The sequence below is a fragment of the Polaromonas sp. genome, from assembly GCF_039932935.1.
GTDB lineage: Bacteria > Pseudomonadota > Gammaproteobacteria > Burkholderiales > Burkholderiaceae_C > Polaromonas.
Genome location: NZ_JBDTPB010000119.1, coordinates 1 through 22,497, shown reverse-complemented (window position 1 = coordinate 22,497; position 22,497 = coordinate 1). Strand labels below are relative to the sequence as shown.

Sequence of the window (22,497 nt, the reverse complement as noted above, 5' to 3'; positions counted from 1 at the left end):
TTTTCATTCAGGCAGCCGCAATGCCACCCTGTGTCGCCCTGGCAAGCGCCGCCCGCGCCAGCAGACGGGTAGAGTCCAGTGTCGGCAAGGCAGAGTTCGAGTCGTTCATGATCAGCGGGATTTCCGTGCAGCCCAGGACGACTGCGTCGCAGCCGCTGCTTTTCATCCGCTCGATGACTTTCTGGAAATACGCAACTGCTTCGGGCTTGAAAGCGCCGTACACCAGCTCGTCCATGATGATGCGGTTGATTTCGTCGCGCTCCGTGTCGCCGGGACGCAGGTATTCCAGTCCGCGCGCTACCAGCTTGGCGGGGTAGACATCGCTATCAACCAGCCAGCGGGTGCCGGTGATGCCGATGCGCCGATATCCGCGCTTGACGGCTTCTTCTGTCACAACCTCAGCAATATGAAGCCAGGGCAGTGGGGAACGTTCCTGCACGTAGGAAAACGCCTGATGGATGGTGTTGTCCGGGCAGACCAGGAAGTCGGCACCGGCCTTTGCGAGCTTGTGCGCAGAAGCGAGCATGATGTCGCCCACGCCATCCCAGTCATTGCGGTAAATGCAGGCCATGTAATCGGAAAGCGACGGTGTATGCATCGACACCTCCGGGTGGGCATGCGGCCCCAGAGCCTGGGCGCCTTCCACGCAGATGGTCTGGTAGCAGAGCGCAGCGCCTTCGGCAGAGCAGCCGACGATACCGATGTGTTGGGGCATGGCTTGTGTCTCCGTGCGGGATGGATGGATGCGGTGCGGGTGCAATCAACTGCGGCTAATACAACTGGGTGCAGTTGGTGCTGTCACCGGGAATTTTCAAGTTTTCCCACCCTGCAAATAGCGACGGGGCGCCCCTGCAGACGCAAAACGTGCTTCCCCACCGCGATCACTATGCGGGTTCTGCTACCGGATCGGTGGCGCCCGAGCTTGCCGGGTGTGGCGTAACCGATCCCTCCGCGAGTTCCCCTCCCAGTGCCTCCAGCATGTCAGGAATCAATGAAGACAGCTCGCCGGTGATGATGGCCGCATCGCTGTCAAAGCCGTCGTCGTCTTTGCCGCTCTCCTGAATGCCGTCCAGCACCACATCGAGCAGTTTGAGTTTTTTCAACTGCGCGGTTTCCGTCAGCACGAAGGACACGCGTTCGTTCCAGGTCATCGCCAGCTGCGTCGGCAGCTTGCCGGCGGTGATATGTTGGGCCACTTCGTCGATGTCCAGCGTGTGCCGTGAATAGCGGACCGTGGACTTCTGGTCATCGGGTGTCTTGAGTTCGCAGTCGCGGTCTACCGTGAAGTTGTAGGGGGCTTCGCGGGTCGACAGCCAGTGGGACATCGATGCCGCGGCGGACATCTGCGTCTGGATGGGACTGGCCTTCAGGCCGGGCAGGGCGCCTGGCACTTCGCTCAGCGCCTCCACGAGGTAACTCACGATCTTGTCTGCGCCGGTGAGGTTGCCGGAGTCGACCACCAGGAATTTATTGACCACGTCAATCCAGAGCGTGGTGGTCGAACGCTTGGTGAACGCGCGCGGCAGCAGGTCCAGCATCACTTCCTGCTTGAACTCTTTTTTGATTTTGGCGCCCACGCGCTCGCGGCCGGTTTCTTCTTTGTACTTTTCGATGCGCTCTTCCACGGCGGCCTTGATGGCCGACGAAGGCACGGGCCGGCGCTCGGTGCAAAGCCGGGCGATCAGCTGGCGGCCGACGCTTTCGAGCAGCACGGCGCTCTTGTTACCGCGCGGCGGCACCCAGCCGCTGGACTCGGGCTCTGTGGCGCCACACGGCACAAAGCGGTGGGACTGGAAAATTTCTTCAAGCGCTTCCAGCGGTGGAAGCACGAAATCGTCGGCAATGCGAAAAAAGATTGCGGTGTTGAACATGGAATCCGGGGAAGGGGTTGAAGGAAAGGAGCCGGCCGAGCGTTGTCAGGCGGCTGGGGTCAAAGAATGGATCAAGGAAATTTTACCGGCTGCTTTTACGCGGGCCGTAGTGGCGAGTCCGGCACGGGTATCTTCATTCGATATCAAACGAGTGAATACCGAAAGACCCTTTGCGGCGATCTTCAAAGTATTGCTCCAGCGTCTGCTTCACTGTCTTGAAGGCAATTTCGTCCCAGGGAATTTCAGTCTCAGTGAACAACCTGGCTTCCATGGTCTCATGGCCCGGATCGAACTCGGTGCTCAAAAGCCGTGCCCGGTAATACAGGTGCACCTGCCCGACACGCACCACGTTCATGACCGTGAAAAGGCCCAGCATTTCATACTGCGCACCGGCTTCTTCATCGGTCTCACGCGCTGCGCCTTGCGACGTGGTCTCGCCCAGCTCCATGAAGCCGGCGGGCAGTGTCCATTTGCCGCGGCGCGGTTCGATGTTGCGTTTGCAGAGCAGCACTTGCGCGCCGTCTTCACCCCAAACCGGCACGGTGCCGACGACATTCAGGGGGTTCTCGTAGTGGACGGCATTGCAGGCCGGGCAGACGGCCCGCTCCTTCGTATCGCCGTCATCCGGCAAACGGTAAGCCACGGCGGTGCCGCAGACGCGGCAGTGGTTCAGGGGCAGGCGTTGCATCTGACCAGTGTAGCGGCTTTGCGCCTCGTGAGGCCTGCCGCGGCGTACGGCAGGCCCGCTGGGTTGCTATCAAAAAAATAGCTGCTGGCGCACAGCCTAATTGGGCTGGATGGCTATTCTTCTTTATTTTCTATTTCAGTGATGAGTAATTCACCGGAACCCAGGTGTAAGCCTTGCCGGCGCCCTTGCGGACATGGCCCAGGCCGGGGAAGGCGATATGCGCTGCGCCGACCAGGTAACCGTTTTTCGCGGCATCGCCGTAGGCCTTGGCGCGCTCCTTGGCGGCCGGAGGCGATTCAGAGTCGAATTTGATGGTGACCTCCGGGTTGTCGAACTGGACGGCTGCGACGTGCATGAGGTCGCCCCACAGCACCAGCTTCTCGCCTTTGCTTTCCACCACATACACGCTGTGGCCGGGCGTGTGGCCGTGCGTCGGTTGCGTCTTGACGCCGGGCACAAGCTCGGTGGCGCCTTCAAACGTCTTGAGTTTGCCGGCATCTACGTAAGGCTTGAGCGACGCCATGGCCCCCTGGAAGAAGCCCTGGGACTCTTTGGGCGCAGCCTTCATCTTCGCTTCATCCAGCCAGAAGTCGGCGTCCGCCTTGTCGACGCGGACCACGGCATTGGGAAACGCCATGGTCCCGTTTGTCACCAGGCCGCCAACGTGGTCGGGATGCAGGTGGGTGATATAGATCTCGTCGACCTGCTCAGGCTGGTAGCCGGCGGCCTTGAGGTTGGCCTGCAGGCTGCCCAGGGTTGGGCCGAAGAGGCCGGAGGCGCCCGTGTCGATCAGCACCAGCTTGCTGCCCGTGTTGACGAGGTAAGCATTGACCGAGGTTTCGACCGTATCAGGCAGAAACGAGCGCTTCAGCGCTGCGCCGACCTTGACCGGCGTCGTGTTGGTGAGCAGGTCTTTCACCGGCAGCTTGATGGTGCCGTCGGACAAGGCGGTGACTTCAAAGTCGCCGAGCGCCAGGCGGTAGTAGCCGGGCGCCTGGGTTTTGACCATGGGGCCGGCGGCAAGAGCCGGCAGCGTGAAAAGGGTGGCAGATGCGGCCAGGCTGGAGACCACGATGGTGGTGGCCAGGCTTTTCAAAGAACGTGACATGAAATGACTCCCTTGGATGGATTGCAATGATGAGGTGTGCGGGGTGGATTCTTATGCAGACGCGCCGCAGGACGAGCACACGGCTGCAGTAACCCGGCTACCGTGCAGGTTTTGCCTGAATAGGCGTTGCTATGAAATCAGGAGCTGCTTGCGCCTGTATTCATTGGCTTGCAGGCCGAAAAGGCATCAAAATAGAAAAGGCATAAAAAAACCGGGTAGCAACCCGGTTTCCTTGATGCGCGCGCCACGCGCGGCCTGCCGATCAGGCTTTTGTCGTCTTGGTGTGCTTTTCGATCAGGCCGCGTGCCGTGTCCAGCAGCTTCTTGCCGTCAAAGCCCTTTTTGTTCATGTCCTCCACCCATTCGACTTCCACCGTGCGTGATTTGCGGCGGAATTCCTGGGCTTCGGCTGCGCTCACCGTGTAGATCGTGTTGCCGCGGTCGCTGGCGGTCTTGCGGCCGGGCACGTCGTTGCCCTGCTGCACCTTGCCCAGCCAGGCCGAGGTGGCCATGCCGGAGTTGTTGTCGATGACCTTCTTGAGGTCAGGCGCCAGCGAGTTGTACTTGGCTTTGTTCATGGCCATCACAAACGTGGTGGTGTAGAGGCTGCCGCCGGCCGGGTCGAACTCTGCATGGAACTTGGTGAGCTCGTTGACCTTGACCGAAGGCACGACTTCCCAGGGAATCACGCAGCCGGTGATGGTGCCCTTGCTGAGTGCGTCAGGGATTTGCGGCAGTGGCATGCCCACGGGCGTCGCGCCCAGCACACCCATCAGTTTGGTGACCTGGCGCGTCGGTGCGCGCAGCTTGAGGCCGCGCATGTCGGCAATCGACTTGACGGGCTTGTCGACCGTGTGGATCACGCCGGGGCCGTGCACCTGCAGCGCCAGCACCTGGGTGTCCTTGAATTCGTCCGGAGCCATAGTCTGCACGTATTCCCAATAGGCCTTGGAGGTGGCTTCGGCGTTCGACATCATGAAAGGCAGCTCAAACACCTCGATGCGCGGGAAGCGGCCGGCGGTGTTGCCGGGCAAGGTCCACACCACGTCGACTACGCCATCCTTGGCCTGGTCATAGAGCTGCACGGGCGTGCCGCCCAGTTGCATGGCCGGGTAGGCTTCAAACTTGATGCGGCCGCCGGATTCTTTTTCGACCTTCTCCATCCAGGGCTTGTGCATGCCCAGCCAGACGTTGGACGAGGGTGACATGAAGGTGTGGAACTTCAGGGTCACAGCTTGTTGGGCCAGGCCCGACAGGGCCGGTGCACCCAGGGCAGCGGCGGCGCTGGTCTTGAGAAGGGTTCGTCGATGAATCATGCGTGTCTCCTGTGAACAAGGTAGCTGACCAATGCGGCCAACCAATGTAGGTAACTTAAGGCAAGCGGACGGGTTTGAGAAGCGGTGAAAGCCCTAGCTCACGTATTTCACCAGCCACAGCGATATGCCGGGGAACAGCAGCAGCAAGGTGGTGCGCAGGGTGTCGCTGATCAGGAAGGGCATGACGCCCTTGTAGCTTTCGCTGATGGGCACGTCCTTGGCCAGTCCGTTGACCACGTAGACGTTGAGCCCTACCGGCGGTGCCAGCATGCCGAAGCCGACAGTCATCAACACCATGATGCCGAACCAGATCGCGGTGGATTCCTTGGCCATCCCGAAGTCCAGGGCCATCACCATCGGGAAAAAGATCGGGATGGTCAGCAGCAACATCGAGAGCTCGTCCATCACCGCACCCAGCACCACGTAGAACAGCAGGATCGCCGTGACGACCATCAGGGGCGACAGGCCCCAGCCGCCGACCACGCCGGCGAGCTGATTGGGCACCTGGGTCAGGGCAAGTGCGGAATTCATCAGGTCGGCGCCGATGAAGATCAGGAAAATCATGGCTGAACTTTCCGCCGTCGCGTAAAAGCACAGCTTGAACTTGGCCCAGGTGATCTCGCGTTTGAGCAGGGCCGCCACCAAGGTGGCTGCCGCGCCCACTGCAGCGCCTTCGGTGGGGGTAAACCAACCGCCGTAGATGCCGCCGAAGACGATGATGAAGATGACGGCGATGGGCAAGATGCCGAGCAACGAAGCCAGGGTGAGCGGCGGCCGGTCGTTGTCCACCTCGGGCGCCTGGCCCGGAACCAGCCGCACATAGATGGCAATGGCCACCATGTAACCCAGCATGGCGATGATGCCCGGCACCATAGCCGCAGCAAACAGCTTGGCGATGTTTTGCTCGGTGAGGATGGCGTAAATAACGAGCGGCACGGACGGCGGTATCAAAATGCCCAGCGTGCCGCCGGCCGCCAGCGTGCCAGTGGCAAGCCGGCCCGAATAGCCGTGGCGTTTCATCTCGGGCAGCGCGACGCCGGTGATGGTGGCGGCGGTGGCCACCGAGGAGCCGCAGATCGCACCGAAGGCGGCACACGCCAGGATGGACGCCATGGCCAGCCCGCCCTTGAAGCGGCCCATCACACCGGCCGCGAAACCAAACAGGGCACGGCTGATGCCGCCTTGCGTTGCGAAATGCCCCATCAGGATGAAGAGCGGGATTACTGAGAGGTCATAGCTGGCAAAACGTGCGAAGGCCTGGGTGTTGATGAAGCTGGAAAACGGTCCCCAGCCGGTTTGCATCACGTAGCCGATGGCGCCCGCCGTGAACATGGCGACAGAGATGGGCACGCGGACGACCATGAAGGCCAGCATGATGCCGAAGATGACGAGGGCGAGCGAGATCGCGCTCATATGTGCGCCTCCAGCTCGTCAAGCTCACTTTGTTCGTCATGGCTGTCGCCAAATCCGAACAGGCACTGGTGCAGCCCAATCACACAGGTCAGCACAAAGGGCGGAACCATGGCGGCGTAGACCGTCCATTCCGGAAAACCGAGGATCTGTGTCTCTGAATGCGTGACGTAGGAATTGATGCCGCCCAGCGTGGTGCGCCAGGCCAGCAAGGCGAACATCACGCCCAGCAGTAATGCGCCGAAACGGTCCAGCTTGTCGTTGGAGGCCTGCCCCAGCTTTGCGGTGAAAAAATCCACAATGATGTTGCCGCGCTTGGCCTGGCAAAAGGGCATGAACATCGCGATCGCCGCGCCGGCGACCACGCCGGTGAGTTCAAAGTCGCCGACCAGCGTGGCGCCCAGAAGGTTGCGGCCTATCAGACTGGCGCAGGTTATCAGGGTGATGGTTGTGAGCAATACGCCCGCGAGCACGGCGCAGAGTTTTGCAAGGGACTGCAGGACTTTCAAGAAGACTCTCCAAAATCAGGGCGTGGCGTTTGGGAGCTCCCCAAAAACCGGGTAAGCCGATTATCAGAATTGAAGGTGCGAACGGGCAGGCGGGTTACCCCGAATTAAAGGGCATATTTGCGCGGTGATTAAAGCAGCTGCGCGTTCATCGCGCAACTGCCCGGTGGCAAAGTAAGCCCGCCCGGGGCCAATTTTCAGATGACTTTGACAGTGAGTGTCTCCAGACCGGCCACGCCGCCGACCATGGTGTCGCCCGAGACCACCGCCGCAACACCTTCAGGTGTGCCGGTGTAAATCAGGTCGCCGGGTTGGAGTTCCCAGGCAACGGACAGATGTTCAATGGTTTCAGCGATGTTCCAGATCAGCTTGGAAACACTACTGCGCTGGCGGTCTTTTCCGTTCACCTGAATGTAGAGCTCGGCGTTAGCAACATCGCCGGCCTGTGCTGCCGGTGTGATGGGGCCGATCGGCGCCGAGTGGTCATACGCCTTGCCGATGCACCACGGACGGCCCTGCTTTTTCATCTCGCCCTGAAGGTCGCGGCGCGTCATGTCCAGGCCGACGGCGTAGCCATAGATATGTTTGTGCGCGTCAGCCGCCTTGATGTTTTTGCCGCCCGTGCCGATAGCCACGACCAGCTCGATTTCATGGTGCAGGTTTTTGGTGAGCGACGGGTAGGGAATGGAGCCTGTGGCGCCGGCGTCCACCACCACGGCAGCATCAGCGGGCTTGAGGAAGAAGAAGGGCGGCTCGCGGCCGGTAAAACCCATTTCCTTGGCGTGCTCTTCGTAGTTGCGGCCCACGCAATAAATGCGATGAACCGGAAAGCGGTCTTTGGTGCCGACGACGGGGACGGACACTGCGGCCGGTGGGGTGATGACAAAACTCATGACAACCTTTCTTCTCTGTGTATGCCCAATGCCTGATGCACCGGGCGGTCTGAAAAACTGAACAGCACACAACCTTGCGCCGAACGCAATTGCGCAGTGTGCCACGACGGAATTACAAAATGGTCGCGCGGGCCAAATTCGAAAGTCGAGATTTTCCCGTCGCGCTCAACACTGACGGAACCGGTGCCCTCGACCACGCTGAAGACAGCGCCGTCGGTCTGGCGCCAGGCCTTGCCTGCAAAGCCTGCCGGAAGGCGCTGCATGAAGGTCGCCATGGTGGGCATGGGCGAGCCGCCGGTGGCCGGGTTCACATAGCGCAGCTTGATGCCGTCCCAGACGTCGATGTCGGCATGGGTTTCCAGCTGGTGCAACGTCTCGCGCGTGCGGTCATAGGGGTAGCTGAAGATGGGCGAGGTTTCACCGAACGGCGAGTCATACCGCATGGGCAGCATGTTGGCGCCGTAGCGGTGCGTGCTGATGCCTTGGGGCTTGGTGACTTCCTGCTGTTTGGCTGTGCCGTTTTCTGCAAAACCGGCATCAAAAAAACGCAGCATGGGGATGTCCAGGCCGTCCAGCCAGACCACGGGTGTATCCGATTCCACACGGCCTTCGTGGCCATGGTCGTGCCAGGTCCAGCTCGGGGTGATGATGAAGTCGCCGGGCTTCATCTGCGTGCGTTCGCCGTCCACAGCAGTGAAAGCGCCGTGGCCTTCAACCACGAAACGCAGCGCGCTTTGCGTGTGGCGGTGGCTGGGCGCCACTTCGCCCGGCAAGATGACCTGCAGGCCTGCGTAGAGGGATTGCGTGATGCACGACTGCCCGCGCAGGCCGGGGTTTTCAAGAATCAGCACGCGGCGCACCGCTTCCTCGGCGGTGATGAGCTCTCCCGCCTTCATCAGGTAGGGATGCACGTCGGCGTATTTCCACAACGCCGGCTGGCATGGCGTGCTGGGCGACTGCGGCACCAGCGCGTGCAGCACTTCCCACAGCGGCGTCATGCTGTGCGCCGAAATGGCGTCGTAAAAAGCCTTGCGTGCGGCGCTGTTGGGCGCTGCGCTCTGGCTGTGGGCGGGTGGGGGCGTCATGTCCATGGGCGGTCCAGTCTCTGGTTTTAACGATCGCCGTTGTCGAAATAGGTGCCGTCTTGCGTGAGCAGCTGCTGCAGCTGTCTCACGTCCGCGTCGGCAAAACTTTTGCCGGCATCGAGCATCGCAGCGGCCGTGCCCGCGGCCTGGCCCATCACAAAGCAGCCACCGCTGGCGCGCGCGGCCGACTGGCCTTCATGCGTCATCGACGCGCAGCGGCCGGCCACCAGAAGGTTGGCCACGCCCTGGGGCACCAGCATGCGCCAGGGCAGGTCGTTGTAGGCGCGGCCCTGCGCCGCGTCTACATTGCGCGGAAACTGCCAGTCGATGCGGCCGTCGGCATGCAGTTCCATCGGCCAGGCGTTGATGCCGATGGCGTCGTCAAAGCGCGCCGACGAGAGGATGTCTTCACCGCTCAAGGCATAGAGGCCCTGGATGCGGCGTGTCTCGCGGATGCCCACTTGCGGTGCGATGTCGACGATGGCGGAGTCTTCAAAGCCCGGCACCTGCTCGCGCAGGAAGCGGAAGTATTCGGTGATCTGGCGTCGGCCTTCGAGCTCGCCTTCGCTGAGCTGCCGCGCGTCGGTGGCATCCATGGCGGTGCCTTGGGCATTGCGGATTTGCGTAACGTTGGCGCGCCATTCGGCCGGATTCTTCTGCGGCCGAAGGATCGCGCCTTCGCGCGGGAATTTGTAGCGGCCCGGCTCGCGTGCCTGGCTCTCGGCCATCAGGGTATTGATGGCCTTGAACTCGCCCACGGCCGCCAGCGCGCGGGGCGCATCGACATGGCCGACGCGGAACATGGTGGACGGAAACAGCGCGCTGCCGTGGCCGTCGCCGAGCTCGAAGGGCACGCCCGCGAAGTTCGCCACGTCGGCGTCGCCCGAACAGTCGATGAAGCGCGCGGCGCGTATCGCCTGGCGGCCGGATTTGGTCTCCACCACCAGGGCGTTGATGCGATCGCCTTCCATCACCACGGCCGCAGCCCATGCGTGAAAAAGGAGGTGTACGCCAGCGGCCACCAGCAACTGGTCGGCCGCGCATTTGTAGGCCGACACGTCATAGGACCGCACACGGATGCGGCCCTGCATGCCGTCCTGCGGTGCGTTGAGGCCGCCCAGCGCGTCAATGCGCTGCAGCAGGTCGTCGGCCACGCCGCGCACCACCTGTTGCATCTGGCCGTTTTTGCGGCCGTAGAGGCCCGCGAAATTGGTAACGCCGCCGGCGGTGCCCATGCCGCCCAGAAAGCCATAGCGCTCGACCAGCAAGGTACGCGCGCCGCGCCGTGCGGCGCTGACGCTGGCGGCCAGGCCAGCGGGGCCGCCGCCGACAACGACGACGTCAAACTCGCCGTAGACGGACAGCGTGCGTGCAGGTTCGGTAATCACGTCTCCCCCCTGTCCAGGTTCACTTCGTGTAGCCCGTTCCCCCCTCGAGGGGGCGGTGAATTACCCCACCCCTGTCCAAGCTCACTGCGTGTAGCTTGTTCCCCCCTCGAGGGGGCGGCGCCTGCGGTCTGGCAAAGCCAGTCCCGCGGCACCCTGGTTGTGTTCCCTGAAGTCTTTAACCCAGTCTGAGTCGCGGAACCGGCTTTGCCGGGCCGCAGGCGGGCGGCCCCCGAGGGGCTGGAGCCTGCGGCTCCAAAGCTGCTTGAGCAGCTTTGGACAGGCGACAGAGGCGAAGCGTCTCGCGAGCCGCGGCCTGCAAGGCCTCGAGAGCTACACGCAGTGAGCGAACGTGGGGGCATCATTTATTCGATCTTGATGCCGCGCGACTGAATGATGCCGCCGAGGATGGCGGCTTCATCCTTCACGCGGCTGTTCAGGCCGTCGGGCGAGGTGCCCACAGCCTGCCAGCCTTGGTTGAACAGTTTTTGCCGTGTGTCCGCATCGCGGATGATGCGCGGCACTTCTTGCGCCAACCTCGCCTGGGCGGCTTTGGAAAGGCTCGCCGGACCGATCAGCGCCGTCCACACTTCAAGATTGACGTTGGTCACGCCGGCATCGGCCAGCGGTGGCACTTCGGGTACGAGAGACGAGCGTCCGCCGGCCAGGCCAATCGCCTTGAGCTTGCCCGAGCGCACATGCGGCATGGCCACGCCCGGTGGAATCAGCGCCATCTGGATCTGGCCGCCCAGCATGGCGGTGACGACCTGCGGGTTACCGGCAAAAGGCACATGCACCGGCGTGAGGCCGGGTACGCGGCTTTTCAGCAGCTCCATGCCCAGGTGGGCGACCGAGCCGTTGCCGACCGAGCCGTAGTTCCACTGGCTGCCCCCCTGGCGCGCGGCGTTGAAGAATTCAGCGCCGCCGGGTTCAGCTGCGGGTGCCACCAAGACCAGCGGGGCGGTGGTCAGTAGCGAAACCAGCGCAAAGTCTTTGGCCGGGTCATAGGGCAGCTTGGGGTACAGCAGCTTGGCGGAAGTCAGGTTGCCGTTGATCACGACGCCCAGCGTGTGGTCGTCGGTGGCCTTGGCGACCTGGTCGGCCGCGATGTTGCCTGACGCCCCGGGTTTGTTTTCCACGATCACCGGCTGGCCCAAGGCGCGGCTCAGGGGCTCGGCCAGCGTGCGGGCCGCCATGTCGGGCGTGGAGCCGCCCGGAAAGCCCACCAGGATACGCAATGGCCGGGTCGGCCAAACCGAATTTTTTAAGTCTTTTGGGCCTGCGGCCCAGGAGGAATGAGCGCAAGAAGCTATCAAAAGCGTAGCAACAATCCGGAGAACAGAGGGGCTGGGAAAAGAGATGCTGGGAAGAAGAGTCATGACAATCCCTGGGACTTTTGAAACCGTCATTGGAACAGTTTTGACGGCTCGATTCCGTCATACATCCATTTCAGGCCCGCGAAGCCCGCGCTCTCGGTGCCGCTCTGGAACAGCTGGTTGCGCAGCTCGCGCTGCACGCCAGCCGCGTGGTAGATGTCGCCGTAAAAACGGGCGGTCAGTTGCACGCGGCCGGTGCGCAAGTACCGGGCCTTTTGGTACTTCTGGAAGGCTTGCGGGACATCCCCTCGCGTAAAACGCAGCGCCTCGCGCAGCACGACGGCGTCTTCTATGGCCTGGCCAGCGCCCTGGGCGAGGTACTGCAACATGGGGTGGGCCGCATCGCCCAGCAGCGTCACGCGCCGGTCGGTCCAGTTTTTTACGGGCTCGCGGTCGCACAGCACCCACATTTTCCAGGTGTCGATTTTTCCCAGCAGTTCCCTGACCTGCGGGCAAGCATCGGCAAAGCGGTCGTTGAGCTCGGCTGTGTCGCCAAACGTATTCCATCCCTCGTCGTATTTGTTGCTGTGAAAAACGGCCACGAGGTTGAAGAGTTCGCCGCGGCGCAGGGGGTAATGAACCAGGTGGGTTTTCTCGCCGCCCCACAGCAGCACATCGTCGCTCCACAGATGGGCCGGCACTTCCTCGCGCTTGAGCACCGCGCGGTAGGCGATGTGGCCCGACACGCGGGGTTTTCCGTCGCCGACCACCGCTTCGCGAATGCGGCTCCACATGCCGTCAGCGCCAATCAAGGCACTGCCGTGAATCGTTTCGCCTCCGTTCAGGTGCACGGTCACGCCGTCTGCAGATTGTTCAAACGACTCGACTTTGGCTTGGGTGCGCAGTGTCACGTTTGGCTGTGCGCGGCAGGCGTCCAGAAACACCTGGTGCAGATCGGCCCGGTAAATCACACCGTAAGGAAAGCCATAAGTGGCCCGGGCCAGATCGCCCAGCGGAACGCGGACCACCTTCTCGCCCGTTCGCACATCGTTCATGCCGAGCCCGGCAGGAAAGAAAGCCACCCGGTTAACGGCTTGCGTGAGACCCAGGTAGTCAAACATTCGAAAAATGTTGGGGCCGAGCTGGATGCCGGCGCCGATCTCGCCAAAACATGTTGCCTGCTCCAGCACGGTCACGGCGTGACCATCGTGGGCAAGCACCATGGCCACGGCGAGTCCGCCAATGCCGCCGCCCGAGACGAGGAGGGGGGATGTGTTTGCCATAAGAACGTGAGCCTGAGAGTTCAATTATGATAAGTATGCATACGATGTGCATTCCCTAGTACATACCCTGAGCGCAGACCCGAACGGTAAACTCGGCAAATGGCAAAAAGCTTTAACTTCAGCGAGGCCCCTGGGCACCTGATCCGTCGGGCGCAACAACTCGCGGTCTCAATCTTCATGGAAGAGACCGCCGGTTTTGATGTCACTCCCGTGCAGTTTGCCATTCTGAACGCGCTCATGGATGACCCTGGCGAAGACCAGATCACCCTGTCAGGCCGGGTGGCTTTTGACCCGGCCACATTTGGTTCGGTGATTGGACGGCTGGAGGTCAAGGGCTGGGTCAAGCGCCAGGCGGACCCGGCTGACAAACGCCGCAAGCTGCTGTGGACAACACCCGAAGGCGAGAAAGTCGCGCTGCAGATGAAGCGTGCTGTCGGCAAGGCGCAACAGCGCATTGTGAGCCCGCTTGACGCGGATGAGCGGGCGCAGCTGGGCCGGCTGCTGGCAAAGCTGATCACCGGACACGAAAACGCAGCGAGCTAGCCTGAGGGGTGAAGCATAAAAAAAAGGGGCCGAATGGCCCCTTTTTACATCTGCCCGCCGGGCTGATTCAAGGGTTCACGCAGACTTGGCGACAAGGTCGAAATGCTCCACCGTCGGGGCGCCGGCAAAAAACGGCCCGACGATGGCGCGCCAGTCGGCAAATGCCGGGGACTGACGAAAGTCGACGGTATGGTTTTCCAGCGTATCCCAGAAGATCTGCAGGATGTAGCGTTCGGGGCTTTCAATGCCCTTGTTGACCTTGAAACCCTGAAACCCCTTGGCCTTGGAAATCACTTCGCGGATGCCGCGCTGGATGGCTTCGTCAAAAGCGGCCTGCTGGCCGGGGTGGATGCGGATGTCGGCGAGTTCGAGAATCATGAAGGTCCTGTTTGGTTGTTTTGCCGGGGTGTGTACCCCCGCCGTTCAATATTGGGTAGCAGGCAACTCTACCCTCAATCCGTCCAGGTCTGGCGTGAGCGTGATCTGGCAACTGAGACGGCTGTTGGCAAGGCGCGGCGAGGCGGTGAATGCCAGCATGCCGAGCTCTTCGCCGTCAGGCGGTGGCAGTGTTGCCGGGTCAGAACAAAATGGCTCGAGCACATGAACATGGCAGGTGGCGCAAGTCAGCAGGCCGCCGCAGTCGGCGGCGATGCCGTCAATGCCGGCGGCCACGGCGGCCTCCATCAGGCTTTTCCCGACCTTGCTTTTGACCGGCGTGGAGCGGCCGCCCGGTTCGATGAAATGGATGGTGATCATGGTTTTTTAATGGGGCACGCAGCGGCTAGATCCGGCTGAAGTATTCTCGTTTTTGCCAGTCGTCCTGGTCGTCGGCTTCAGCATGGCGGGTGATTTCAGCCTGTTTGATCCGCGTGAGACAAGCAACGAATGCGCTGCCGAATGCCTCCACCAGTGCCGTGTCGCCTTGCAGGGCTTGCAGGGCTTCTCCCAGGCTGGTGGGTATTTTTTCGGCGGCATCGCCATAAGGTGCATCGGTGGCCGGCGGGGCCTTGAGGCGGCGTGCCATGCCGTCCAGCCCGGCGTGGATTTGCGAGGCGAGATACAGATACGGATTGGCGGCGGGTTCGCCGATGCGGTTTTCGATGCGCGTGCCGTTGTCATTGCACTGGCCCACCACGCGCAGCATCGCGCCGCGGTTGTCCCGGCCCCACAAGATGGATTGCGGCGCCAGTGCGTTCGGCCGAAAGCGACCGAAACCATTGATGGTGGGCGTGCACAGCACAGTCATGCCGCGTGCATGCGCCAGCAGACCGGCCAGGTAATGTTCACCGGTTTCGGTCAATGTGTACTGTGCATCTTCAGGGGTTGTTCCGGCTGCGGGGCTTTGGCGCTTAAAGGCATTGGCGCCGGTTTTCAGGTCCACCAGTGACTGGTGCAGGTGCCAGCCGCTGGACATGATGTTCGGGAAAGGCGGGCGGCACATGAAGGTGGCGTGGTAACCGGCCCGCCGCAAGGCCTGCTTCACCGCACTGCGAAACAGCACCATGTTGTCTGCGGCTGTCAACGCATCGGTGGCGTCGAACACGGCCTCGACCTGGCTGGGGCCCAGTTCGATTTCCAGCGACAGCAGAGGCAATCCCAGTGCCTGTACCGTTTGCTGGACGATGCGCAAAGGCTCTTCCGCCATGTCAAACCACTGCTCAGACAGCAGGTGGTAGCCCGGATGGATCATGCTCACATTGGGGGGCAAGCCTGGCCAGGCAGCCAGCTCCGGATCGAGTTGAGGGGTGTGCCCACCTTCGGTGATCCGGTAAATGTGGAACTCAATTTCCAGCCCGCACTTCATGCCGTAGCCAGCTTCGGCCAGTTTGGCGAGCGCGCTTTGCAGTACGCGGCGTGTGTCGAATGCCACCGGGCTGCCGTCGGGAAACCACGGCTGGCATTGGAGCCAGCCGGTTTTTTCCGTCCAGGGCAATTCTTTCAGGCTGGACGGGTCGGCCAGCAACATCACGTTGCCGCCAAATTCAAAACCCGGTAATTCCGCGGCGCCGCCGGCTTCGAACACCTTGTAGGCGGTGCGGTCGGCTGTGTCCTTGAGCAACAATGTGCTCACCATGCCGACTCCGTCTGTCATGGCTTGCTCGACTGCAGACGCCACCAGGGTTTTGCCACGCAACATGCCGTGCAGGTCGCACCAGGCAAAGCGCACCAGTTCCAGTCCGCTGGCCCTTATGCGCCGCACGGCATGGGCCTGTGCAGCCTGCCTTGCGGCGTCGTGTACGCCGCATTGCGCTGCAAAGCTGCTCATGGCTGCGTGGCGGCGCTGGCAGAAGTTGCGGGAGCGGGTGACGCGGGTTGGGTGTACAGCCACGCCGCACCGTCGCGTTTGGCTCGGGCGGTCTGCTGCCACCAGTCTGACCATTCGCCGGCCGGTGCGATGCCGTCCACCGTATCGGGGCCGGTGATCATGGCAGCCTGCGCGGGGTCGGCAATGCCGGGCGCCACGCCGCCGTTTTGCACGGTGTCAATCGCCTTGAGCAGCACGCGCCGGTTGGCCATGATGACCTTGTCGGACGTGCCCAGGTGTTCGCGCGTGCGGTCCTGGATGGCGCCCATGCTTTCCACGGCCCACTGGTCGTGCACATTGATGTCTTCTTCTCCCATGCCCAGGTAGGTGGTGCTCATCTGCTCTTGGGCATTGAAGCCCCAGCCGTTGTGGCGGCCGGCCTTGGGAATGTAGTCGGGCAGTTCAATGAACTGCTGACGCTGTGCGCGCATGCTTTCGCGGTCCAGCGGGCCGGCAAAGCTGGTGAAGAAGGTGTACCAGTAGGTGTGGGTGTCGTCCACCGGCACGTGCATCTGCGTGATCGTCATGGTTTCCGACAGCGGGATCACAAAGGTGGCCGGGAAGATGGCGTTGGTCACGCGCACGTGCGTGAGTTTGTCGGTCATGGCGCGCAGCGCGGTCAGCTGCATGCCCCAGGGTTTGTTCTCGAAGCTGATGTCGGGCTGGGCGAACTCGCGCATGATGCGCGTCATCGGCCACTGCTCGCCGTCCTTGCTGCCGGCACTGGCGCTGCGAAACTGTTTGCCGGCCGGGTTCTCGCCGATTTCGTCGAGCGGGTTGTCTTGCAAAAAGCGATGCAGGAAAGACGGGTGCGCCGGGTCAATGCCCACTTCAAACGCCTGCAGCCAGTTGGCGTTCCACAAACCCTTGAAGGCAAAGCTGTGCGTGGCCGGCGCGGTAAAGCAATCAAAAGCGGGGAAGGGTGGTGGGGTACTGCCTTCGTCGCCCAGCCAGGCAAACAGCACGCCGGCTTTTTCAATCACGGGGTAGCTGCGCTGCCGGACCCGTTCGCACAGCTTGCTGCCGCTGGGCTCGGCTGGCGTCTCCAGGCAGCGGCCGTCGGTGGCGAATTTCCAGCCGTGAAAAGGGCAGCGCAGGCCGCCGCCTTGGGCCAGGCTTTCACGGCGGCCAAAGGACAGGTCGGCGCCGCGGTGCGCGCAGTCGCGGTCCAGCAAACCCCATGCGCCGGATGCGTCCTTGAATAGCACCAAATCCTGGCCAAACAGCTTGAGTGCCTTGACCGGGCGGAGGGCCATGCGCGGGTCCAGCACCGGGTTGAACTCATCCACCAGTGCGGCGGGCTGCCAGTACTGGCGCAGCAGCTTGCCGCAGGGCGTGCCCGGCGTGATGCGGGTCAACAACTCATTTTGTTCAGCGTTCATGGGCAGTCTTTAAAACGGTATACCAAAATTAAAATTCAGTGTACATTCACCGCCATGAACTTGCAAGAAACCGTTTTGATGCAGTTGCGTGACCTGATTCTGCGCGGCGAGTTTGAGCCCGGCCAGCGTCTGGCCGAGCAGCAACTGGCTGAGCGCCTGGGCGCCTCGCGTACCCCGGTGCGGGCCGCGCTGGTCACGCTGGAGCAAGAGGGGCTGGTCGAGGCCAACGACACCGGCAAATACCTGGTGCGCCAGTTCACGCCGCGCGAAGTGGCCGATGCCATCGCGGTGCGCGGCCACCTCGAAGGCATGGCGGCACGGCTGGTGGCCGAGCACGGCGTGTCACGCCAGCTGCAGCTGGATTTGCAGTCCTGCCTGGACGAAGGCGACCGGGCTTTGGCCGCCAACCCGCTGGGTTATGACAACTACGCGGCTTATGCGTCCATGAACGACCGCTTTCACGCGCTGATTCTGGATGCCAGCGGCAACCGGGCGTTGCAGCGCGCCATCGAACTGAACGACAAGCTGCCTTTTGCCTCGGCGTCGGCCATGCTGCCCATGCAGTCCACGCTGGAACAAGACCGCGACTGGATGCATTACGCGCACCGGCAGCACCACATGCTGTTCGCTGCGCTCAAGGCTGGAGAGGGCGCGCGCGCCCAGGCCCTGGCCGTGGAACACACCGAAGTCGCGCAGATGAACATGCGCATGGCGCTGCAGCGGCGCGCCGAAACCGAAAGCCTGATGCCCGGCCTGCGCCTGGTGGTGGGTGGCTGAGCTTTAAAGGCTCTAGCGTTCACCCAGTAACAGCTTCAGGTTGATTGATTCGGCGACAGCCTGGTTGCCGGCGTCGCCCAGGTGCAGGTGGTCGCCCGAGTCATAGGCGGGCAAGATGCGCAGCGGGTTCTGCGGGTCGCGCACCACCGCATCAAAATCGGCCACCGCATCGAATTCGCCGCTGCTGCGTATCCAGTGGTTGATGCGCTGGCGCACGGCGTCTTTTGCAGGGCTGTAGTAGTTGGCAATCGGTGAGCCCGGCATGGTCAGTGCGCCTTCAAAGGGTGTCAGTGTGGCGCCCACGATGCGCACGCCGCGGCTGCGGGCTCGCGCGATCAGTTGCCGGTAGCCGGCGATCAGTGCGTCGGCCTGCGTTGCCGGTTCGTTGGGCTCAAAGGTGCTGCCAGGCCAGCTGATGTCGTTGATCCCCATGAGCAGCACCACGCTGCTGATGCCCGGCTGGCTCAGCACGTCGCGGTCAAAGCGCGCCAGTGCATTCATGCCCATGTGGTTCTTGAGCACGCGGCCGCCCGAGATGCCGGCATTGATCACAGCCACGTTGCGCCCTGCCAGGCGGCGTGCCAGGAAATCCGGCCAGCGCTGGTCGGTGCCCGGCGTGGACGCAGCGCCATCCGTGATGGAGTCGCCAAACGCCACGACGCTGCGCGTGCCGGGCGCGGCTTCCACCAGTACTGCACTGAGGAAGAGGCGGCTGTTCACGATGCTGTCCGCTTTGATGGTGCTTGCACTCGCGACATTACCCGCAGCGATCTGGGCTGGCTGCAAGCCTTCCCAATGGATGGTGGTGAGTGGCGCCGTTTGTGGCAAGTACAGGCTGATGGCCAGACGGTCCAGCGGCGCGACCGCGATCTGAATCGGATCGCTGATGACGGGCGCGCCTGCTGGTACGGTCACCGTGGGCTGGCCGCCGAAGGTCACGGCCTGGCCCGGCCCGCCGATGCTGCCCGCTGCAGCGCCTGCTGGCGCGATGTGGGCCGCGCCAATCTGCAAAGCTTGCGTGCCGTATTCGTTGGACAGCACGATGCGCACACGCGGGCCGCCTACGCTGGCACGGACAACCTGGCGCACCGTCTGGTCGCGCAAAGTGGCGGGAAGGCCCAGTGGCAGCACAAAATCACCGCCCCAGACGGGTTGGGGGCTGGCTGTCCAGCTTGGGGTCCATGCGCCGGCATCGGCTGCTTGTGCGTGAGGAATAAGGCCGGCGCATAGGACCGCGAATGAGAGTATTGCCTGCAGCACGTGTAGCCGAGAAAAGAAGGTTTTCATGGTGATGGTTCTCAGCAGGTAGCCGCGTTAGCGGGGATTTCAGACTTGTCGCGCGACAGGCTGTACAGCGCAACCACGATGCCGGCGACGGTGATCAGTGCGGCCAGCCAGCTCAAGCCGCCCAGGCCAAAGGAACTGCTCACCACCAGGCCGCCCAGCCAGGCGCCGAGCGCATTGCCCACATTGAAGGCGCCGATGTTGAGGCTGGCCGCCAGGTTCTGGCCCGCGCCGTGCGCCTGCTGCAGCACGCGCATCTGCAGCGGCGCCACGGTGGCAAAAGAAGCCGCGCCCAGCAGCCCTACAAACAGCACGGTGGCGATTGGCGAATGCAACACAAAGCCCATCACGCCCAGCACGAGCGCCAGCGCCCCCAGCGTGACCAGCAGCGACATCCGGAGCCCGCGGTCGGCAAGGCGCCCGCCCAGCAGGTTGCCCACAAAGAAGCCGCCGCCAAACACCAACAGGATGGGCGACACCGCCGCTTCACTGAAGCCGGTGACTTGCGTCAGGATGGGCTGGATGTAAGTGAAGATGGCAAAGAGGCCTGCAAAGCCGAGCACGGTCATCAAGAGTCCCAGCAGCACCGGCGCGCGGGCCACTCCGGCCAGCTCCTGGCGGATGGACGAGGTGCCGTTTTCGGCCGCGCTGCGCGGTACAAAAATCGCCAGCACCACAAAGGCCAGCAAGCCAATCAGCGCGACGACCCAGAAAGTGGAGCGCCAGCCGTAGTGCAGGCCCAGCCAGGCGCCCGCAGGCACGCCGAGCAGCGTGGCCAGCGACAGCCCGCTGAACATGGTGGCAATGGCCGAGGCCTTGCGCTCGGGCGCCACCAGGCCGGTGGCCACGATGGAGCCCACGCCGAAGAAGGTGCCGTGCGCCATCGAGGTGATCACGCGGGCGGCCATCAGGCTGCCGTAGTCCGGCGCCAGCGCGCAGGCCAGGTTGCCCAGCGTGAAGATGGCCATCAGCGCCAGCAGCACGGTTTTGCGCGGCAGCTTGCGTGTGGCCAGCGTCAGCAGGGGTGCACCTACCGCCACACCCAGGGCGTAGCCGGAAATTAGCAGCCCGGCGGAGGCAATGGTGACACCGAGGTCAGCAGAGACCTGCAGCAGCAGGCCCATGATGACGAATTCGGTCGTGCCGATGCCGAAAGATCCGGCGGTGAGGGCCAGCAGGCCCAGAGGAGGAAGTGATTTGCTCGCAGCCATGAAAGTCGCTTTCAAAAGAGGATGCGACTAGTATGGAAACGAAATAGTAGTTTGACTAGAATGACTTGATGACAATCATTTGTGAATTCAATTCACATTAAGACTGGCAAATTGATCGCCGGAAATGGCCCAAATAGCCCACTGCAACGCTTACTTGACATGCCTGCTTGATAGCGCGTCTCTGGAGCGGAAAAGAGCCGTTTTATTGATCAAATCGGCCGCTAGCCCTTTAAATACTTGCGCAAGCAGCTATTAAAAACATAGCATTCAGGCGTTCACCCGAAAGCTGCGGAACGGCAATGAACGGCGAGATGGCAATCGAAAACCCCAAGGAAAGCCTGCAGGAACCATATGCCCCGTATCGACGTCAACCGCTCCGGCGAAATGGAAGCCTTTGTCCAGGTCGTGGAGAAAGGCGGTTTCTCCGCCGCTGCCCGGCAGCTGTGCATGACGCCGTCGGCCGTCAGCAAGCTGGTCACCCGGCTGGAGGCGCGGCTGGGCACGCGGCTGGTCAATCGCTCTACCCGCAAGCTGCAGCTCACGCCCGAAGGCACCACTTTCTATGAGCAGAGCACGCGCGTGCTGGCCGACATGGACGAGGCCGAGCGCGGCGCGGCGGCCGGCGCCATGCCGCGAGGGCGCGTCAGCATCAATGCCAGCATGCCGACTGCCCATTGCCTGCTGCTCCCGCTGGTGCCGGCCTTTCACGAACGCTATCCCGACATCACGCTGGACATCACCCTGACCGACCGGGTAGTTGACCTGCTGGACGAGCGCACCGACGTGGCGATCCGCTGGGGGGCGCTCGCGTCATCCCAGCTGGTCGCGCGGCGGCTGGGCGACACGGCGCAGGTGATTGTCGGCAGCCCTGGCTACCTTGCGCGCCATGGCACGCCGCGAACGCTGAAGGAGCTCGAGGCGCATCAACGCCTGGCCCACACCTTCAAGCGCAATATGCATTACTGGCCGGTGCGTGTGGAGGGGCAGATCCAGCAGTTGCCGATCACCGGCTATGCGCGAGCCAGCGACGGCGAGGCGATGCGCCATCTGGTGCTGGCAGGGGCGGGGCTGGCTCGCATGTCGATGTTCCATGTCGGCCGCGATATTGAGGCGGGCCGTCTGGTGCCGGTGGCTGAAGACCTCAACCCCGGTGAGCGCGAGCCCATTCATGCGGTGTTCGTCGGGCGGGGCGGCCGCTTGCCGGCGCGTGTGCGTGTGCTGCTGGATTTCCTCGTGGAGCAGGTCACGCAGAAGGTGCTCGACGGCGGCGGGCTCGCGCCTGACTATCAGTTGCACCAGCCCTGACTTGCTCGGGGCGAGGTGTACTGGGGTGTACAGGGGTTGACTGCTAGGTACAACCCACTAGATAACTTCCCTATGGCAGACCAGGCGTAATTTGCCTAGCATATGTAACAAGTCGTACGGGCTTGCTGGGCCGCTTCGGCCATGGAGGATTTTTATGCACCGCATTCCTGCTCATACCGTGGGTCTTTTCCTTTTGCTGTTGTCGCTGACGGGCCTCAGTTTTGCGCAAGAGCGCTTCAGCCCCTCCGCCGACGGCCAGGACATCACCGACAGCCGCACCGGACTGATTTGGCGGCGTTGCGCGGAGGGCATGGTCTTCAAAGGCAAAACCTGCACCGGGCAGGCGACCTTTTTAAGCGCGCCCGACGCGGCCGCGCGCGCCAAGGCAGCCTCCACGCCGGGGGCCGAATGGCGCCTGCCCATCTTGAAGGAACTCTCCAGCATCGTTTCCGCGCGGGAAGCTGATGTAGACAAGGCTGCGATAGACCCGAATGCCTTCCCCGGCACGCCGGTGGCGCGCTTCTGGACGTCCAGCAGCACCGGCCCGGGCTATTTCACCTTTGTGGGTTTCAGCGACGGCAGCGCGGGTGAAGCCCCGCGCGCCACGTCTGCCGCCATTCGCCTGGTGCGCAGCGCGAAGTAAGCGAACCGGACGCCGGGAGCAGTTGGCGTGTCAGGTTTCTGTCGCGTCAGTCTTTGGCGACCTGCAGCACGAGCTTGCCGAAGTTCTCGCCATTGAAAAGCTTGAGCAGCGTTTCGGGGAAGGTGTCCAGGCCCACGACGATGTCTTCCTTGCTCTTCATGGTGCCGGCCTTCAGGTAGCCCGCCAT

The 22,497-nt window shown here is 62.7% G+C and carries 22 protein-coding genes and 1 pseudogene; 4 read left to right on the top strand and 19 right to left on the bottom strand.

Features of this window, described 5'->3' with window-relative positions:
• Nucleotides 1-7: 7 nt before the first annotated feature.
• From ABI546_RS18930 to ABI546_RS18875, 12 genes are all read right to left on the bottom strand, one after another.
• Nucleotides 8-715 carry an amino acid racemase gene (locus ABI546_RS18930; protein WP_348049096.1) on the bottom strand — a complete coding sequence of 236 codons (708 nt, stop codon included), beginning with the start codon at nt 713-715 and terminating at the stop codon, nt 8-10.
• A gap of 169 nt (nt 716-884) precedes the next feature.
• The gene (locus ABI546_RS18925; protein ID WP_348049094.1) at nt 885-1,871 is read right to left on the bottom strand and encodes a recombination-associated protein RdgC; all 987 of its coding nucleotides are present in this window, start codon (nt 1,869-1,871) and stop codon (nt 885-887) included.
• 133 nt (nt 1,872-2,004) lie between these two features.
• Nucleotides 2,005-2,559, bottom strand: coding sequence for an NUDIX hydrolase (locus ABI546_RS18920; RefSeq protein WP_348049092.1), 555 nt, complete (start codon nt 2,557-2,559; stop codon nt 2,005-2,007).
• A 130-nt stretch (nt 2,560-2,689) separates the two neighbouring features.
• Complete coding sequence (locus ABI546_RS18915; RefSeq protein ID WP_348049090.1) at nt 2,690-3,667, bottom strand: MBL fold metallo-hydrolase; 978 nt, start codon at nt 3,665-3,667, stop codon at nt 2,690-2,692.
• Nucleotides 3,668-3,929: 262 nt separating this feature from the next.
• A complete protein-coding gene (locus tag ABI546_RS18910) occupies nt 3,930-4,982 on the bottom strand; it encodes a TRAP transporter substrate-binding protein (protein ID WP_348049088.1) in 1,053 nt (350 codons plus the stop codon).
• 93 nt (nt 4,983-5,075) lie between these two features.
• The gene (locus tag ABI546_RS18905) at nt 5,076-6,395 is read right to left on the bottom strand and encodes a TRAP transporter large permease subunit (RefSeq protein WP_348049086.1); all 1,320 of its coding nucleotides are present in this window, start codon (nt 6,393-6,395) and stop codon (nt 5,076-5,078) included.
• On the bottom strand, nt 6,392-6,901 hold the full coding sequence (locus ABI546_RS18900; RefSeq protein WP_348049084.1) for a TRAP transporter small permease: 510 nt from the start codon (nt 6,899-6,901) through the stop codon (nt 6,392-6,394). Before ABI546_RS18900 ends, ABI546_RS18905 begins: the two co-directional genes overlap by 4 nt.
• A gap of 194 nt (nt 6,902-7,095) precedes the next feature.
• Nucleotides 7,096-7,791 carry a fumarylacetoacetate hydrolase family protein gene (locus ABI546_RS18895; protein ID WP_348049082.1) on the bottom strand — a complete coding sequence of 232 codons (696 nt, stop codon included), beginning with the start codon at nt 7,789-7,791 and terminating at the stop codon, nt 7,096-7,098.
• Nucleotides 7,788-8,882, bottom strand: coding sequence for a gentisate 1,2-dioxygenase (gene gtdA / locus ABI546_RS18890; protein ID WP_348049080.1), 1,095 nt, complete (start codon nt 8,880-8,882; stop codon nt 7,788-7,790). Before gtdA ends, ABI546_RS18895 begins: the two co-directional genes overlap by 4 nt.
• A gap of 20 nt (nt 8,883-8,902) precedes the next feature.
• Complete coding sequence (locus ABI546_RS18885; protein ID WP_348049078.1) at nt 8,903-10,264, bottom strand: FAD-dependent oxidoreductase; 1,362 nt, start codon at nt 10,262-10,264, stop codon at nt 8,903-8,905.
• A gap of 362 nt (nt 10,265-10,626) precedes the next feature.
• On the bottom strand, nt 10,627-11,640 hold the full coding sequence (locus tag ABI546_RS18880) for a tripartite tricarboxylate transporter substrate-binding protein (RefSeq protein WP_348049076.1): 1,014 nt from the start codon (nt 11,638-11,640) through the stop codon (nt 10,627-10,629).
• A 26-nt stretch (nt 11,641-11,666) separates the two neighbouring features.
• Nucleotides 11,667-12,860: a 3-hydroxybenzoate 6-monooxygenase gene (locus ABI546_RS18875; protein WP_348049073.1), complete on the bottom strand. Its 1,194-nt coding sequence runs from the start codon at nt 12,858-12,860 to the stop codon at nt 11,667-11,669.
• A 99-nt stretch (nt 12,861-12,959) separates the two neighbouring features.
• Here ABI546_RS18875 and ABI546_RS18870 point away from each other — a divergent pair, with 99 nt between their 5' ends.
• Nucleotides 12,960-13,403 carry a MarR family winged helix-turn-helix transcriptional regulator gene (locus ABI546_RS18870; RefSeq protein WP_348049071.1) on the top strand — a complete coding sequence of 148 codons (444 nt, stop codon included), beginning with the start codon at nt 12,960-12,962 and terminating at the stop codon, nt 13,401-13,403.
• Nucleotides 13,404-13,478: 75 nt separating this feature from the next.
• On the opposite strand, the gene ABI546_RS18865 is transcribed toward ABI546_RS18870, so the two are convergent.
• Genes ABI546_RS18865 through ABI546_RS18850 form a run of 4 tightly spaced genes read right to left on the bottom strand, consistent with a single transcriptional unit; the run spans nt 13,479 to nt 17,090 of the window.
• The gene (locus ABI546_RS18865) at nt 13,479-13,781 is read right to left on the bottom strand and encodes an antibiotic biosynthesis monooxygenase family protein (RefSeq protein WP_348049069.1); all 303 of its coding nucleotides are present in this window, start codon (nt 13,779-13,781) and stop codon (nt 13,479-13,481) included.
• Nucleotides 13,782-13,826: 45 nt separating this feature from the next.
• Nucleotides 13,827-14,159 carry a 2Fe-2S iron-sulfur cluster-binding protein gene (locus ABI546_RS18860; RefSeq protein WP_348049067.1) on the bottom strand — a complete coding sequence of 111 codons (333 nt, stop codon included), beginning with the start codon at nt 14,157-14,159 and terminating at the stop codon, nt 13,827-13,829.
• A 25-nt stretch (nt 14,160-14,184) separates the two neighbouring features.
• Entirely contained in the window at nt 14,185-15,669 is a 1,485-nt protein-coding gene (locus ABI546_RS18855) for a glutamine synthetase family protein (RefSeq protein ID WP_348049065.1), read from the bottom strand.
• Complete coding sequence (locus ABI546_RS18850) at nt 15,666-17,090, bottom strand: Rieske 2Fe-2S domain-containing protein (RefSeq protein ID WP_348049063.1); 1,425 nt, start codon at nt 17,088-17,090, stop codon at nt 15,666-15,668. The genes ABI546_RS18855 and ABI546_RS18850 overlap by 4 nt, the downstream gene beginning before the upstream one ends.
• Before the next feature lie 54 nt (nt 17,091-17,144).
• Here ABI546_RS18850 and ABI546_RS18845 point away from each other — a divergent pair, with 54 nt between their 5' ends.
• Nucleotides 17,145-17,867: a GntR family transcriptional regulator gene (locus ABI546_RS18845; protein WP_348049061.1), complete on the top strand. Its 723-nt coding sequence runs from the start codon at nt 17,145-17,147 to the stop codon at nt 17,865-17,867.
• Between the two features lie 12 nt (nt 17,868-17,879).
• Here ABI546_RS18845 and ABI546_RS18840 read toward each other — a convergent pair whose 3' ends face one another.
• Both ABI546_RS18840 and ABI546_RS18835 read right to left on the bottom strand, forming a co-directional pair.
• The gene (locus ABI546_RS18840) at nt 17,880-19,154 is read right to left on the bottom strand and encodes an SGNH/GDSL hydrolase family protein (RefSeq protein WP_348049059.1); all 1,275 of its coding nucleotides are present in this window, start codon (nt 19,152-19,154) and stop codon (nt 17,880-17,882) included.
• Nucleotides 19,155-19,165: 11 nt separating this feature from the next.
• Nucleotides 19,166-20,362, bottom strand: coding sequence for an MFS transporter (locus ABI546_RS18835; RefSeq protein WP_348049057.1), 1,197 nt, complete (start codon nt 20,360-20,362; stop codon nt 19,166-19,168).
• 351 nt (nt 20,363-20,713) lie between these two features.
• On the opposite strand from ABI546_RS18835, the gene ABI546_RS18830 reads away from it, so the two are divergent.
• Both ABI546_RS18830 and ABI546_RS18825 read left to right on the top strand, forming a co-directional pair.
• The gene (locus ABI546_RS18830) at nt 20,714-21,667 is read left to right on the top strand and encodes a LysR family transcriptional regulator (protein ID WP_348049055.1); all 954 of its coding nucleotides are present in this window, start codon (nt 20,714-20,716) and stop codon (nt 21,665-21,667) included.
• Between the two features lie 154 nt (nt 21,668-21,821).
• Nucleotides 21,822-22,310 (top strand): DUF1566 domain-containing protein, encoded by a 489-nt coding sequence (locus tag ABI546_RS18825; RefSeq protein WP_348049053.1) that lies wholly within the window; start codon nt 21,822-21,824, stop codon nt 22,308-22,310.
• A 46-nt stretch (nt 22,311-22,356) separates the two neighbouring features.
• Here the strand turns inward: ABI546_RS18825 and ABI546_RS18820 are convergent.
• Nucleotides 22,357-22,497, bottom strand: a pseudogene (locus ABI546_RS18820) (NADP-dependent oxidoreductase); the annotation flags it as partial.